Below are 15,314 nucleotides of genomic sequence, written 5' to 3'. Positions count from 1 at the left end.
TCGATTGAGCTTCCACCCTGCCGGGACTGGTTAGACTCAATCCACTATGCAGATCTCCCAGGACGCGACCCCCGCGGGCGTGCAGGCGCCCGGCGGCAGGGGAGCAAGAGGCTTCCGTCGCACCTTCCTCGCCTACCTGTCGCTGACCAAGCCGCGTGTCGTCGAACTGTTGCTCGTTGTGACCGCGCCGACCATGCTGCTCGCCGAACGCGGGATCCCGAGCCTGTGGCTCGTGCTCGCGACCCTGATCGGTGGGGCGTTCAGCGCGGGATCCGCCGGCGCGTTCAACTGCTACATCGACCGCGACATCGACCGCGTGATGAAGCGAACGATGAACCGGCCGCTCGTCACCGGCGAGCTCAGCGACCGCGAGGCTCTTGTCTTCGCCTGGGCACTCGGCGCCGCCTCGATCGTCTGGCTGCTGGTCTTCACGAACTGGGTCGCCGCGGCCCTGTCGCTCGGGGCGATCCTGCTCTACGTCGTCTTCTACACGATCATCCTCAAGCGCCGCACCGCGCAGAACATCGTCTGGGGCGGAATCGCCGGCTGCATGCCCGTGCTGATCGGCTGGGCGGCCGTCACCGGCGATCTCTCCTGGCCGCCGCTGATCCTGTTCACGATCATCTTCCTGTGGACCCCGCCGCACTACTGGCCGCTGTCCATGAAATACCGGGCCGAGTACCAGGCCGCCGGCGTCCCGATGCTCGCCGTCGTGCGCGGGCGCGCCCAGGTCGGCCTTCAGGTCATCCTGTACGCGTGGGCGACCGTCGCGTGCTCGCTGCTGCTGATCCCGGTCGCTTCGATGGGCCTGCTCTATACCGGAGTCGCACTCGTCACCGGCGGCTGGTTCATCTACGAGACCCACCGCTTGTACAACCTCGCGATCCGCCACGAGGTGGTCTCGCCGATGCGAGTGTTCCACGGTTCGATCACCTATTTGACGCTGCTCTTCGTCGCCGTCGGCGTCGACCCGCTACTGCCCTTCTAGGCCGCACGGAGGCTTCCGAGCCCAGCCGAACCGAGCCCAGCCGAACCCAGCCCTGCAGATCCGAGGCGAGCCGGGTCGGTCAGCGGGCGGCTGCCTGCTGCGGCACAGGGGGAGTGCCGGCGACGTTCAGCGCCACCGGTTCCTTGAGGTGCAGCACGACGGCGGTCATCGCGGCCGCGAGCACGCAGGAGAGCACCATGTGGATGCCGACGAGGCCGGCCGGAAGGCCCGTGTTGGCCTGCACCAGGCCCACGACGACCTGTGCTGCTTCGACTGCGAGCAGGGCGAGGGTCCAGGTGCGGAGCGACCGCCCCACGCGCCAGGAGCCGATGACGAGGGCGATGGTGAGGGCGACGGTCAGGTACGCGGGCCAGCTGTGGACGTGCTGCAGGAACTCCGAGTCCAGCCCGTTTCGCGGCGCGTTCTCGTCGCCGGCGTGCGGTCCGGAACCGGTCGTGAGAATGCCGACGATGATCGTGATCGCGACAACTGCGCTCGTCACATGGGCGAGGATCGCGTACCAGCGGGGAACCACCGTCGCCCGCTCGCCGTTGCCGGTGTAAACCCGGTAGACGAACGCGGTGCAGAGGGCGACGAGCACTGCGGAGATGACGAAGTGGAGGCCGACGACGGTGGGGTCGAGCCTGCGTGAGCACGCTGATGCCGCCGATGACTGCCTGGGCGGGGATGCCGAGACCGGCGAACAGCGCGAGGCGGAACAGGTCGGGGCGTTCGCGCCGCAGCCGGACGACGGCGAGGAAAGCGAGTACGGCGACGAGGCCGAGCACGACGCCGAGCAGGCGGTTGCCGAACTCGATGACCCCGTGGATGCCCATCTCCGGGGTGTTGACGAGCGATCCGTCCGTGCACTTCGGCCAGGTGGGGCAGCCGAGCCCTGAGCCGGTGAGGCGGACGAGGCCGCCGGTACCGACCAGCAGGATCTGCGCGGCGAGGTACACCCACGCGATCACGCGAACCCGTCGGTCAACGCTCGTGGGCAGCCATTCGGAAATCCGTTTCACGGGTTCTGCTTCCTCTCGGGCCTGGTGCATGTGAAATCGCCGGGCGGGCCACTTAATGCATCGGGAACCTGTAGAATTAGGTGTTTCTGGGCGGTGATCACGCGGTTGTTTGAACCGCGGTTCGACACCTCGCCGCCTCTAATCATCTTAGGTACGCAACGTAGCCGCCCACGCAACCCGTTCACCGCACGTCTTCGCCTGGAGCCGTACGGGAATGACCGGACTAATATCCGGGTTGTCGTGGATGGGAGAAGAGGTAAATATGTCTGACGTCCTGCTCGACCGGCCCGAACTCGCGGGCCTGGGAACGTACGAATTCGGCTGGTCCGATTCCGACGCGGCCGGAGCATCCGCTCGCCGCGGCGTCTCGCCAGAGGTCGTGACCGACATCTCGAAGCTCAAGAACGAGCCGGACTGGATGCTGCAGCGCCGGCTCAAGGCCCTCGAGCTCTTCGAGCGCAAGCCGATGCCCACGTGGGGCGCCGACCTGTCCGGCATCGACTTCGACAACATCAAGTACTTCGTGCGTTCAACGGAGAAGCAGGCCCAGACCTGGGAAGACCTGCCTGACGACATCAAGAAGACCTACGAGAAGCTCGGCATCCCCGAGGCGGAGCGCCAGCGCCTCGTCTCCGGCGTCGCGGCCCAGTACGAGTCCGAGGTCGTCTACCACCAGATCAATGAAGAACTCGAAGCCCAGGGCGTCATCTTCATGGACACGGACACCGCGCTCAAGGAATACCCGGAGGTCTTCAAGGAGTACTTCGGAACGGTGATCCCCTCCGGTGACAACAAGTTCGCCGCGCTGAACACCTCGGTCTGGTCGGGCGGCTCGTTCGTCTACGTGCCGCCGGGCGTTCACGTCGAGATTCCCCTGCAGGCCTACTTCCGCATCAACACGGAGAACATGGGCCAGTTCGAACGCACGCTCATCATCGCCGACGAGGGCAGCTACGTGCACTACATCGAGGGCTGCACCGCCCCGATCTACTCGTCTGACTCGCTGCACTCCGCGGTCGTCGAGATCATCGTGAAGAAGAACGCCCGCGTTCGCTACACGACGATCCAGAACTGGTCGAACAACGTCTACAACCTCGTCACCAAGCGCGCGACCGCAGCAGAGGGCGCGACCATGGAATGGATCGACGGCAACATCGGCTCCAAGGTCACCATGAAGTACCCCTCTATCTACCTCATGGGCGAGCACGCCAAGGGCGAAACCCTGTCCGTGGCCTTCGCCGGTCCCGGCCAGCATCAGGACGCCGGCGCCAAGATGATCCACATGGCCCCGTACACGCAGTCCTCGATCGTGTCCAAGTCCATCGCCCGCGGCGGCGGGCGCTCCGGCTACCGCGGTGAAGTGCGGGTGGATGCCGGTGCGCACCACTCCGCGAACACCGTGCGCTGCGACGCGCTCCTCGTCGACACCCAGTCCCGCTCCGACACCTACCCGTCCATCGACATCCGTGTCGACGACGTGCAGCTCGGCCATGAGGCCACTGTCTCCCGCGTCAGCGAGGAGCAGTTGTTCTACCTGATGAGCCGCGGCATGCCGGAGGACGAGGCCATGGCCATGATCGTCAGAGGCTTCATCGAACCGATCGCACGGGAGCTCCCGATGGAGTACGCCCTCGAACTCAACAAGCTCATCGAAATGGGCATGGAAGGATCCGTCGGCTAAATGTCCGCCGCCCCGACTTCAACCACAGCAGCATTGCCCACCAGCGAACAGCACGGAATCAAGGCCCACTCGGACGGACGCTTCGGCTTCGTCCCTGTGCAGACCAGGAACGATCGCTTCAAGAGCGTCGATGTCGACGACTTCGCCCCCGTCACGGGGCGCGAAGCCGTGTGGAAGCTCTCCCCGGTCGCCAAGTTCACCGACCTCACGGCCGGCGAGCTCGACGGCGCACCCTATGGCGTCGACTCGACCCCGACCGACGGTGTCGCTATCGACTGGGTCGGTCGCGACGACGCCCGGATCGGTTCCGTCGGCGCCCCGGAAGAACGCGCAGCCGCCAACGCCTGGACGAGCTTCGAGAAGGCCCTCGCCATCACCGTCACAGGTGAAGAGGACAAGGAGATCACGATCACCCGGGCCGCACTCGGCACCGGTGCCCGGGGAGCGCACACCATCATCGAGGCCAGGCCGTTCAGCCGGGCGACGATCATCCTCGAGAACACCGGCGATGCACGCATCACCGAGAACCTCGAGATCATCGTGGGGGAGTCCGCGCACCTCACGGTCGTCTCCCTGCAGGAGTGGAACACCGGTGCCGTGCACCTGGCCAACCACTTCGCATCCGTCGGCCGCGACGCGTACCTCAAGCACGTCGTCGTGTCCCTCGGCGGCAGCATCGTGCGGGTCAACCCCTCGGTGCGTCTCGCCGGACCCGGCTCGGACACCGACCTCTACGGGCTGTACTTCGCGGATGCCGGCCAGCACCTCGAACAGCAGGTGTACGTGCACCACGACGCGGCGAACAGCCGCAGCCGGGTGACCTACAAGGGCGCCCTGCAGGGCACCGGTGCACGGACCGTCTGGATCGGCGACGTTCTCATCGGGCGCAACGCCCCGGGGACCGACAGTTACGAACAGAACCGCAACCTCGTGCTGACCGAAGGCACGCGCGCGGACTCGATCCCGAACCTCGAGATCGAGACCGGTGACATCAAGGGCGCCGGGCACGCGAGTGCGACCGGGCGTTTCGACGATGAACAGCTGTTCTACCTGCAGTCCCGCGGAATCACGGAAGACGAGGCGCGACGACTCGTCGTGCGCGGCTTCCTGAGCGAGATCGTGCAGCACATCGGATCCAAACCGCTCGAAGACCGTCTCCAGGCGGCCATCGAAGCGGAACTGCGCAGCACCGACGAGGTCCGCGCACCCGCACCAACCGAGGAGAACTGACCATGGCGTCCACGAAGATCTGCGCCTTCGACGAGCTCGAAGAGAACCAGGCCGTCAAGGTCGAGATCGACGGAGTCCCCATCGTCGTGGTGCGGGACAGCGCCGGCGACGTCTTCGCGATCGGCGACACCTGCACGCACGGTGACATCTCCCTCTCCGAGGGATTCGTTGAGGACGACACTGTCGAATGCTGGGCGCACGGCTCCAAGTTCTCCCTGAAGAGCGGTCGCCCGCTCAACCTCCCGGCGTACGAACCCGTTCCCGTCTTCAAGGTCGAGTTGATCGACGGCGACGTCTACATCGACCCGACCCCCATCAGCGTTCCCGCGTAACGGGTCTCCGACCCTTCGCGTTTCGCCCCACCACGTACCGGCGCCTCGGCGCCGTTTGAATGAAAGAGACCAGAGAATTCATGTCAGTTCTTGAGATCAAGGACCTGCACGTCAGCGTCGAGACCGACCAGGGCACCAAGCAGATCCTGAAGGGTGTCAACCTCACGATCAACGAGGGCGAGATCCACGCCATCATGGGGCCGAACGGCTCCGGCAAGTCGACCCTCGCGTACACGATCGCCGGCCACCCCAAGTACCACGCCGACAGCGGCTCCATCCTGCTCGACGGTGAGGAAGTCCTCACCATGACCGTCGACCAGCGCGCCCGAGCCGGGCTCTTCCTCGCGATGCAGTACCCGGTCGAGATCCCGGGAGTCACCGTCACCAACTTCCTCCGCACCGCCAAGACCGCGATCGACGGCGAAGCGCCCGCGATCCGCTCCTGGATCAAGGACGTCCGCCAGTCCATGACGAACCTGCGCATGGACAAGAGCTTCGCTGAGCGCAACGTGAATGAGGGCTTCTCCGGTGGCGAGAAGAAGCGCAACGAGATCCTGCAGGCTCGAACTGCTCAAGCCCAAGTTCGCGATCCTCGACGAGACCGACTCCGGCCTCGATGTCGACGCGCTCAAGATCGTCTCAGAGGGTGTCAACCGCGCCAAGGCGAACACCGGCCTCGGCATCCTCCTGATCACGCACTACACCCGCATCCTGCGCTACATCGAGCCCGACTTCGTGCACGTGTTCGTCAACGGGCGGATCGCGGAGCAGGGCGGGCCCGAGCTGGCCGACCGGCTCGAGGACGAAGGTTATGATCGCTTTCTCGTCGATTCGAACGTAGGCTGACCGCATGGTTTCAACGCTGGCACCCGAGCGATTCGATGAGATCGAAGAGGCGCTCAAAGACGTCATGGACCCCGAGCTCGGCATCAACGTCGTCGACCTCGGACTCATCTACGACCTGGGCTGGGACGACGAGAACGACGCCCTGATCATCCACATGACCCTGACCTCGGCAGGCTGCCCGCTGACGGACGTGCTCGAGGAGCAGACCGCCGAAGCACTCGACGGCGTCGTGGAGCAGTTCCGGATCAACTGGGTCTGGATGCCGCCGTGGGGCCCGGAGAAGATCACCGACGACGGCCGCGACATGATGCGCGCCCTCGGCTTCGCGATCTGACCGTCGCACCGGTATCACCCGCACAGCAGCAACGTCGCCCCGGATTCCGATCCGGGGCGACACTGCGTTAACCGGCGGATGCCGTCGACCGGCAGTCCAACCGGGGCCCGCCCGCGCCCGTGGCTGACTTAGTATGCTCTTCCACTCACTGGAACGGTATGCTAATCAAATGGATTTCCCTGGAAAGACGCGGCCGAACCGTCGATCGGTGCAAAGTGAGGCGACCAGGACCGAGATCCTCGACGCGGCCGAGCGCCTCATGCTCGAGCGCGGGTACATCGCGGCCTCCGTGGCAGCGATCGCCGCGGAGGCGGGTGTCGCGGTGCAGACCATCTACAACTCCGTGGGCCTCAAGGCGGACCTCCTCGCTGCCGTGCTCGAGCGCGGCGCCACGGGGCCCGCCGGCCTGGGGGAGTCCGCGCATGAGCATCCGGTTTCGGCACCCCGGTCGGGGAGCGGACCGCGCTCGGCGACCGACATCATCCGCCTGCTCGTCGATTGGTGCGTTGAGACGAACGTGCGCACCGCCGCACTGCGGAGGGTCGTCGCGCAGGCAGCCGGGGTGGACGCCGACGTGGCTCGGCTCGAGCCTGCGCCAGTCCGCGCGATTGCTGCACAACTTCAGCCAGACGGCAACGGCGTTGCGCGACCGCCATGCGCTGCGGAGCGGACTGAGCGACCACGAGGCCGCCGCGGCGATCTGGGCACTCGCCCACCCGCAGGTCTACCGATCGCTCGTCCTCGACCTGGACTGGTCGGTCGGGGCATACCGGGAGTGGCTTGCGAACACGCTGAGGGCGACACTTTTCTGAGCGTCCCGGCTGGTCGCCGCGCGAGAATATACTAAATAGCTGGCCCGGTCGGGCCGAACCCCTCCCACGAACATTCCGAACGGACTATTGCTGTGCTCAGTGTGCAAAACCTCGAAATCAGAGTCGGGGCGCGCGTGCTCATGGAAGACGTCAGTTTCCGCGTCTCCGCCGGCGACAAGATCGGCCTCGTCGGCCGCAACGGTGCGGGAAAGACGACCCTCACGAAGACGCTCGCGGGCGAGACGATGCCGACGCACGGCCAGATCGACCGGTCCGGTCAGATCGGCTACCTTCCCCAGGACCCCCGCTCCGGTGAGCCGACGATGCTCGCGCGCACGCGGATCCTCGATGCGCGCGGCCTCGGCACGATCTCGCTCGGCCTCTACCAGGCCGGTCTCGACATGGGCAGCGACGACCCCAAGGTCGCCGCGAAGGCCATGAAGGTCTACGGTAACCTGACCGACCAGTTCAACTCCCTCGGCGGCTATGCCGCGGAGGCGGAAGCCGCCTCGATCGCGAGCAACCTGAACCTTCCGGACCGGATCCTCGACCAGGAGCCTGCAGACGCTCTCCGGAGGCCAGCGCCGCCGCATCGAGCTCGCCCGCATCCTCTTCTCCGCCGCGGAAACGATGATCCTCGACGAACCGACCAACCACCTCGACGCCGATTCCGTCGTCTGGCTCCGTGAGTTCGTCAAGAACTACCGCGGCGGTGTCATCATCATCTCGCACGACATCGAACTCGTCGGCGAGACCGTCAACCGGGTGTTCTACCTCGATGCGAACCGCATGGTCATCGACATCTACAACATGAACTGGAAGAACTACCAGCGCCAGCGCCTCGCGGACGCCGACCGTCGCAAGAAGGAACGTGCCAACGCCGAGAAGAAGGCGTCCACCCTGCAGCTGCAGGCCGCCAAGTTCGGCGCCAAGGCGAGCAAGGCCGCAGCGGCCCACCAGATGGTCGCCCGGGCAGAGAAGCTGCTCTCCGGACTCGACGCCGTGCGTGCCGTTGATCGCGTGGCCAAGCTGCGCTTCCCGGTGCCGGCGCCGTGTGGTCGCACACCGCTGATGGCAAACGACCTGTCCAAGAGCTACGGTTCGCTCGAGATCTTCGCAGCGGTCGACCTCGCGATCGACCGCGGGTCCAAGGTCGTCATCCTCGGCCTCAACGGTGCGGGCAAGACCACGCTGCTGCGGATGCTCGCGGGCGTCGACAAGCCGGACACCGGCACGATCGTCCCCGGCCACGGTCTGCGCATCGGGTACTACGCGCAGGAGCACGAGACCATCGACGTCAAGCGCAGCGTGCTGCAGAACATGGTGTCCTCGTCACCGAACATCACCGAGATGGAGGCCCGCCGGGTCCTCGGCTCGTTCCTGTTCACGGGTGACGATTCCGACAAGCCGGCCGGGGTCCTCTCCGGTGGAGAGAAGACCAGGCTCGCCCTCGCCATGATCGTCGTGTCCGGCGCCAACGTGCTGCTTCTCGACGAACCCACCAACAACCTCGATCCCGCGAGCCGCGACGAGATCCTCGACGCGCTCGCGCACTACGAGGGTGCCGTCGTCCTGGTCAGCCACGACGAGGGCGCCGTCGAGGCGCTCAACCCGGAACGCGTGCTGATCATGCCTGAGGGCACTGAGGACCACTGGAACAAGGACTACCTCGACCTGATCATGCTGGCCTAGTCGCCAGCAACCATCCGCCGGTGCATGCTCGCAAACGGTGCTTGCTCGCGAGCGGTGCGTGCTCGCTGCTAGTGCGTGCTGTCGATGAGGTCGTCTTCGACTTCTGCGTCCGAGCGGGGCTTGGCGGCCACGCGGCGGGCGCGTTCCGCTGCGCGGGTGCGTTCCTCGGGGTCGTCCGCGTTGAGAGCGCGGAACTCCTGGCGAACCGCCCAGGCGAGCCCGATGAAGCCGAGCAGGGCGAACAGCATCCACTGGAACGCGTAGGACAGGTGTGATCCCTCGTCCGCGACGGGCCGGGTCACGCCGGCGGGCCGGGTGGCCGGCGCGGGGTCCTCGGACGCCATCAGCCCGTATGCCGCGGTATAGGTCGGCGCGCCGACCCGTTCGGCGACGTCGGCGAGATGGATCGTGGCGATCTGGTTACCGCTCGCCGTGCGCCCGGGAAGGGTCGGCTCCCCAGCCTTGAGCCGGGCGATGACGGTGACTTCACCGGACGGGGCGGCGGGAACCGGGCCGGGGGCATCCGCTGACTCGCCGGTCGGGACCCAGCCGCGATCGACGACGAAGACGGTGCCGTCGGCGAGGAGCAGCGGGGTGAGCACCTCGAAACCGGGGTGCACGTTCATCGGGCGGTTCCGCACGATCAGCTCATCGGTGGCGAGATAGGTGCCCGTCATCGTCACCGGGAGCCACTTCTGCGACTCGTTGAACGAATCGAGGGTAGGCAGGGCTTCGGTCAGGCTCACCGGCGTGTGGTCGTAGTTCGCGTCGACCTTGTTGATCTCGACGAGGGCCTCGTTACGCCTGGCGAACTGCCACATGCCCAGGCCGGCGCACGCGGCGCCGAAGATGATGGTCAGCACGAGGTATCCGGCCCACCGTCGGGTGAACGCGAACTTCCAGCCGATCATGACGGGTTCGTCCCGACGGCGGCATGGCCCGGAGTCGTGCCCGGCGCAGCGTTGAGCGCGACGACAGCCACTGGAAAGTCCCTGGCGCTCAGGAATTCTCGGAGGAAGTCGACGTGCCCGGAGCAGGCGAGCCACGTCTTCACCCGGTCCTCGGCGTGGATGCGCGGATTGCGCCAGTCGATGCGCCAGGTAGCGTCGTCCTGGCACCCTGCCCGGGAACACCGGGGGATCTCGAGGTCGTCGTCGAAACCGATCATGCGGCCTCTGCCGGGCCGCGCGACCCATCCGGGCGCGCGGAGTTCGATTCAGCCGAGGTCGCTTCAGTCGACCCGGGTTCCGCCGATGCGTGGGCCTCTGACGCGGGTCCCCGATACGACTCGGACTGCCCGCGGTACAGCTGCACGGCGCCGGGGCGTACGACGGTGCTTGCCTCGCCCGTGCCGTGGACGTTCGCGATGATCATGGCGAAATACGGAAGCACGATCGCGCCGGCGGCGCAGACCAGAAGCCACCAGCCGTGCACGAAGAGCATCAGGACGATGCACACCATGCGGATGCCCATGGTGACGGAGTACTTGATCATCCGGGCGTGTCGTTCGGCCTCCGGAGACGGAGGCAGGGAAGTGATCGACTGCTGTTTCATACTCTCATCGCTTCGGTCAACCGGTCGAGGTTTTGCCTGATAAGCCTACGTCTCGCCCGGTCTGTGGGATGACACCGTAAACTGGAATATACGTGCGTACGGCTGGTCGTTCGCTGGGAATAGATTGGAACCGGATGCCTTCCGTCAGGACCGTTCTCGTGACCGGGGGCAACCGCGGGATCGGCTTTGCCATCGCCGAAGAATTCGTACGCCAGGGCCACCGCGTGGCGGTCACCGCCCGCTCCGGGTCCGGCCCGGAGGGCACCCTCACGGTGCGGGCCGACGTCACGGACGCCGCATCGATCGACGCCGCGTTCACCGAGATCGAGGCGTCCCTCGGACCGGTCGAAGTGGTCGTGGCCAACGCCGGAATCACCAAGGACACCCTCCTGATGCGGATGACCGAGGACGACTTCACCTCGGTGATCGACACGAACCTGAGCGGCGCCTTCCGCGTCGTCAAGCGCGCGTCCAAGGGCATGCTCAAGGCCAGGTTCGGCCGGATCGTGCTGATCTCGAGCGTGGTCGGCCTCTACGGTTCCGCCGGGCAGGTCAACTACTCCGCCTCCAAGAGCGGGCTGGTCGGGCTCGCCCGCTCCGTCACGCGCGAACTCGGTGCCCGCGGCATCACCGCGAACGTCGTCGCGCCCGGCTTCATTGAGACCGAGATGACCGCCGAGCTTTCCGATGCCGTTCAGGCCGAGTACAAGAAGAACATCCCGGCAGGACGCTTTGCGTCTGCCACCGAGGTCGCGAAGGTCGTCACGTGGCTCGCGGGCGACGACGCCGGGTACATCTCCGGTGCCGTGATCCCGGTCGACGGCGGTCTCGGCATGGGTCACTGACCAGGTCAGCGATGCGCCCACGGCGACATGGAGGTCGGCGCGACCCTGCGCGAGACCCTCGCCTCACGCAGTAGCCTCAGGAGATTCGGGCAGTAGTGGTGGCTACCTCAGGAGATCCGTGCTGCCGGGAGGGATCCGCCGCACTGGTCCGCGGACCTGAGGCGCTCGCCCGGGCGGATCTCATGAGGTAGCCACCACGGGCGATGCTTACTCTCGTCTGCAGGTGTGAAACTTGAGATGATCAGCCATAAATTAGGTGAGTAAGTCTCGCATTCGTGTTCGATTCGGGGTAGAATCGGGGTATGGCAGGAGCTACGGATCCCCAGTCACACACCCCGCAGACACCCGATTCCGGGGCCGCGGGAGACCAGCCCACCGTCGGTGTCGAGCCGGCCCAGCCGGCCCAGCCGGTCGCCGTTGCCGAGGGTTTCGAAGGTGCGGAAGGGCTGGCCGGGTCGGTGCCGTCGGTGCCGTCGGTGCATGCGGATGCTGTCGCCCGGCTCGTCGAGGCGCAGGCGGCTCTCGCAGAAGCCCTGGCCGCGATCCCGGTCGGACTGCTCAGTGACACAGAAGCGGTGAAGGCGCTCAGCACTGTGGAGGCGATCGGCCGGACGGTGGACGCGGCCCGGGTGAACACCGCCACGGATGTGGACCGGCGGGCCCGGGTGCTCGGCCGGGAGGGCCTGGCGTGGCGCATGGGCTGCCGGGGCCCCTGGGATGTGCTGACCCGGGTGACGCGGGTCTCGGCCCGGGAGGTGAAGCGCCGCATCAAGCTCGGGGATGCGGTGTTGCCCCGCCGGGCGGGCCTGGCGGTGTTGCCGCCGCTCTTCCCGGTCGTCGGGGCCGCCCTGGCGACGGGGGACATCGGTGTGGAAGCGGCCGAAATGATCACCACGGGGCTCGGGGCGGTCAGTCACCGGGCGGTCCCGGCCGAGGTCGAGGTCGCCGAACGTGCCCTGGTCGCCACGGCGGCCGGGTGGATCACGCCCGAGACCGAGATCCTCGCCGGCGCCGGGGTGCCCGCGGCCGCAGACCTGATCCGCGGCATGGTGCTCCAATGGCAAGCCATCCTCGACCCCGACGGGGTCCTGCCCCAGGAGGATCTGTTCGAGGCGAAGTCGAACATCGGCTTCGGCCAATTGAAGAACGGCCTGTACCCGGTGAAGGGTGGGGTGACGCCGGAGCTCTACGGGATGATGAACACCCTCTTCGACGCGTTCCTCAGCTTCCACGCCCGGCCCGCGTTCCCCACCGAGGAGGAGCAAGCCCTGATGGACTCCGGGCAGCTGATCCCCGGCGCCGAGACCTCTGGCGAGGCTGGTACGGGCCCAGAGCTGGATGTGATCGAGGCCGAGCTGCGGGAGCGCCGTGCGGATACCCGTACCGGCGGGGAGAAACGTGCAGACATCCTTCGGGCCTTGTTCGAGCACGCCGCCCGGGACGAGGACACGCCCAGCATGGGCGGGTCGGCCCCGACGGTGATGGTGCACGTGAACGCCGCCGACCTCGCGAGCGGCGTCGGCGTCGGGTGGATCGACGGCGTCGAGGCCCCGGTGTCTTTGAAGACGGTGCATCAGCGGATCTGTGACGGCGGCTTCCAAGGGGTGTTGTTCGGGGAGAACAACCAGGTCCTCAAACTCGGACCGGAGCGACGGTACTTCAACCGGGCGCAGCGCCGGGCGATCACCGCCCGCGACGGCGGCTGCATCATCCCCGGCTGCAAAGCACCCGCACACTGGGCCGAAGTGCACCACGTGAAGCCATGGGCGAAAGACGGACCCACGACCGTCGACAACGGTGTCTTACTGTGTTGGTTCCATCACCACACGATCGACACCTCCGGGTGGGAGATCCGCATGGTGAAGGGGTCGCCGCAAGTCCGGGCCCCGGGGCTGATCGACCCGCAACGACTGTGGCGGCCACCGAACCGGCACCGCGCCCACCAGGTCCTCACCGGACCACCCAACCGCGACTGAGTCCACCGGACACGGCGGCGCCTGGTGCGGAAGCGCTAGCCGCGGAGGCCGAGGATGGGAAGGACCTGGCTGAGGTCGCAGATGTCGATCGCGACGTCCGCCTTGGCCCGAACGAGAGGCTTCGCGTTGAACGCGATGCCGAGGCCCGCGACGTGCATCATCTTCAGGTCGTTCGCGCCGTCGCCGACGGCGACGGTCTGGGGGAGTGCGACGCCGAGTTCCGCCGCCCATTCCTGGAGGGTGTCCGCCTTCGCGGTCGCGTCGATGATCGGCCCGACCAGGTTGCCGGTGAGGTGGCCGTCGGCGACCTCGAGCCGATTGGCTCGCCAGTGGTCGATTCCGAGGCTCTCCGCGAGCGGATCGAGCACTTCGTGGAAGCCTCCCGAGACGACCCCGATGCGACTGCCGTGGGCGTGCAGGCCGGCGATGAGCTCGTGGACGCCCGGAGTCGGGCGCACCAGACGGCCGACCTCGGTGAAGACGCTCTCCGGCAGCCCGGCGAGCGTCTTCACCCGGGCACGGAGGCTCTGGGCGAAGTCGATCTCGCCGCGCATGGCCTGTTCGGTGACCGCGGCGACGAGTTCGAGCGAACCCGCGGCATCCGCCAGGAGTTCGATGACTTCGTTTTCAATCAGGGTGGAATCGGAATCGAGGACGACCAGGAAACGAGTGGGACGGGTCACGGGTGTACGTGCACGCCCTTGCCGACCACGGTGATGCCGGACTCGGTGACGCTGAATCCACGCGCGAGGTCGCGATCCTTGTCGACGCCGACGGTGGCCCCTGCGGCGACGACGACGTTCTTGTCGAGGATGGCCCGACGAACGGTCGCGCCGGGCAGGATCTGCACCCGGTCGAAGAGGATCGAGTCGGCGATGTGGGCGCCGGAATCGATCGCCACCCACGGCCCGAGCACGCTGCGCTCGATGTGGGCACCGGAGATGACGCAGCCGAGGGACACGATCGAGTCGATCATCGTGCCGAGCGAGCCACGGCCGTCCCGGACGAACTTGGCCGGCGGCGAGTTGAGCTGCTGGCTGAAGATCGGCCACTTCTGGTTGTACAGGTTGAAGACCGGGAGCGCGCTGATCAGGTCCTGGTGCGCCTCGAAGAAGGAGTCGATGGTTCCCACGTCGCGCCAGTAGTACCGGTCGCGATCGGTGGAACCCGGAACTTCGTTGCGCTGGAGGTCGTAGACACCGGCCTCACCGCGGGACACGAAGTCGGGAATGATGTCCCCACCCATGTCGTGGCTCGAGTCGGTTCGTTCGCCGTCACGCAGCACGGCCTCGATCAGGGCGTCTGCGTTGAAGACGTAGTTGCCCATGGACGCGAACACCTCGTGCGGTGCGTCGGCCAGACCGACGGCGTCCTTGGGCTTCTCGCGGAACTCGCGGATGTGGTCCGGAGTGGCTCCGTCGACCTCGATGACGCCGAACTGGTCGGCGAGGCCGATCGGCTGGCGGATCGCAGCGACGGTGGCCTGCGCCCCCGAGGCGATGTGGGCGGCGATCATTTGACTGAAGTCCATGCGGTACACGTGGTCTGCACCGACGACGACGACGATGTCGGGCTTCTCGTCGTGGATCAGGTTGAGGCTCTGCAGGATCGCGTCCGCAGAACCGGAGAACCAACGCTTGCCGAGGCGCTGCTGCGCGGGGACGGAGGCGATGTATGAGTTGAACAAGCCGCCGGAGACGTGCCAGGTCTGTGAGACGTGACGGTCGAGGCTGTGCGACTTGTACTGCGTCAGGACGACGATCTGGGTCAACCCGGAATTGATCAGGTTGGACAGTGCGAAGTCGATGAGCCGGTAGTTGCCGCCGAACGGTACGGCCGGCTTTGCGCGGTCCTCCGTCAACGGCATCAGTCGTTTGCCCTCGCCACCAGCGAGTACGATTCCAAAGATCTTCTTCGATGCCATGTCTTTACAGTAAGGGCATCCGGGGCCGGGGGCCACCCGAAAACGGTGTGTCGGACGCGATGCTGCGCTAGTTTTACT

The 15,314-nt window shown here is 66.6% G+C and carries 13 protein-coding genes and 4 pseudogenes; 11 read left to right on the top strand and 6 right to left on the bottom strand.

What is annotated here, in order from left to right:
• The first annotated feature begins 46 nt into the window (after positions 1-46).
• Positions 47-988, top strand: coding sequence for a heme o synthase (locus KIV56_RS02515; protein ID WP_281535040.1), 942 nt, complete (start codon positions 47-49; stop codon positions 986-988).
• Between the two features lie 79 nt (positions 989-1,067).
• Here the strand turns inward: KIV56_RS02515 and KIV56_RS02510 are convergent.
• Positions 1,068-2,040 (bottom strand): annotated as a pseudogene (locus KIV56_RS02510) (COX15/CtaA family protein).
• Positions 2,041-2,272: 232 nt separating this feature from the next.
• Between KIV56_RS02510 and sufB the strand changes: the two are divergent.
• From sufB to KIV56_RS02470, 8 genes and pseudogenes are all read left to right on the top strand, one after another.
• Positions 2,273-3,691 carry a Fe-S cluster assembly protein SufB gene (gene sufB / locus KIV56_RS02505; protein WP_134448681.1) on the top strand — a complete coding sequence of 473 codons (1,419 nt, stop codon included), beginning with the start codon at positions 2,273-2,275 and terminating at the stop codon, positions 3,689-3,691.
• Complete coding sequence (gene sufD / locus KIV56_RS02500; protein WP_281535039.1) at positions 3,692-4,921, top strand: Fe-S cluster assembly protein SufD; 1,230 nt, start codon at positions 3,692-3,694, stop codon at positions 4,919-4,921.
• Positions 4,922-4,923: 2 nt separating this feature from the next.
• A complete protein-coding gene (locus KIV56_RS02495; protein WP_281535038.1) occupies positions 4,924-5,253 on the top strand; it encodes a non-heme iron oxygenase ferredoxin subunit in 330 nt (109 codons plus the stop codon).
• A gap of 80 nt (positions 5,254-5,333) precedes the next feature.
• Positions 5,334-6,099: pseudogene (gene sufC, locus KIV56_RS02490) on the top strand (Fe-S cluster assembly ATPase SufC).
• A gap of 4 nt (positions 6,100-6,103) precedes the next feature.
• Positions 6,104-6,433 (top strand): metal-sulfur cluster assembly factor, encoded by a 330-nt coding sequence (locus tag KIV56_RS02485; protein ID WP_281535037.1) that lies wholly within the window; start codon positions 6,104-6,106, stop codon positions 6,431-6,433.
• 133 nt (positions 6,434-6,566) lie between these two features.
• Positions 6,567-6,797, top strand: a pseudogene (locus KIV56_RS20140) (TetR family transcriptional regulator); the annotation flags it as partial.
• Between the two features lie 142 nt (positions 6,798-6,939).
• Positions 6,940-7,245: a hypothetical protein gene (locus tag KIV56_RS02480; RefSeq protein ID WP_281535036.1), complete on the top strand. Its 306-nt coding sequence runs from the start codon at positions 6,940-6,942 to the stop codon at positions 7,243-7,245.
• 92 nt (positions 7,246-7,337) lie between these two features.
• Positions 7,338-8,937: pseudogene (locus KIV56_RS02470) on the top strand (ABC-F family ATP-binding cassette domain-containing protein).
• 68 nt (positions 8,938-9,005) lie between these two features.
• Here the strand turns inward: KIV56_RS02470 and KIV56_RS02465 are convergent.
• Genes KIV56_RS02465 through KIV56_RS02455 form a run of 3 tightly spaced genes read right to left on the bottom strand, consistent with a single transcriptional unit; the run spans position 9,006 to position 10,491 of the window.
• Entirely contained in the window at positions 9,006-9,848 is an 843-nt protein-coding gene (locus KIV56_RS02465) for an SURF1 family cytochrome oxidase biogenesis protein (protein ID WP_281535033.1), read from the bottom strand.
• Positions 9,845-10,105, bottom strand: a complete 261-nt coding sequence (locus KIV56_RS02460) for a hypothetical protein (protein ID WP_281535032.1) — start codon at positions 10,103-10,105, stop codon at positions 9,845-9,847. The genes KIV56_RS02465 and KIV56_RS02460 overlap by 4 nt, the downstream gene beginning before the upstream one ends.
• Complete coding sequence (locus KIV56_RS02455) at positions 10,102-10,491, bottom strand: DUF3099 domain-containing protein (protein WP_281535031.1); 390 nt, start codon at positions 10,489-10,491, stop codon at positions 10,102-10,104. The genes KIV56_RS02460 and KIV56_RS02455 overlap by 4 nt, the downstream gene beginning before the upstream one ends.
• Positions 10,492-10,625: 134 nt before the next feature.
• Here KIV56_RS02455 and fabG point away from each other — a divergent pair, with 134 nt between their 5' ends.
• Both fabG and KIV56_RS02445 read left to right on the top strand, forming a co-directional pair.
• Positions 10,626-11,336, top strand: a complete 711-nt coding sequence (fabG, locus tag KIV56_RS02450; protein ID WP_281535030.1) for a 3-oxoacyl-ACP reductase FabG — start codon at positions 10,626-10,628, stop codon at positions 11,334-11,336.
• 302 nt (positions 11,337-11,638) lie between these two features.
• Positions 11,639-13,312, top strand: coding sequence for an HNH endonuclease signature motif containing protein (locus KIV56_RS02445; protein WP_281535029.1), 1,674 nt, complete (start codon positions 11,639-11,641; stop codon positions 13,310-13,312).
• Between the two features lie 35 nt (positions 13,313-13,347).
• On the opposite strand, the gene serB is transcribed toward KIV56_RS02445, so the two are convergent.
• On the bottom strand, positions 13,348-13,995 hold the full coding sequence (gene serB / locus KIV56_RS02440) for a phosphoserine phosphatase SerB (protein ID WP_281535028.1): 648 nt from the start codon (positions 13,993-13,995) through the stop codon (positions 13,348-13,350).
• Entirely contained in the window at positions 13,992-15,236 is a 1,245-nt protein-coding gene (locus KIV56_RS02435) for a glucose-1-phosphate adenylyltransferase (protein ID WP_281535027.1), read from the bottom strand. Before KIV56_RS02435 ends, serB begins: the two co-directional genes overlap by 4 nt.
• Positions 15,237-15,314 lie beyond the last annotated feature (78 nt).

Origin of the sequence: Cryobacterium breve (genome assembly GCF_027594785.1) — a bacterium.
Taxonomy (GTDB): Bacteria; Actinomycetota; Actinomycetes; order Actinomycetales; family Microbacteriaceae; genus Cryobacterium; species Cryobacterium breve_A.
This window is presented reverse-complemented; position numbering and strand designations above follow the sequence as displayed.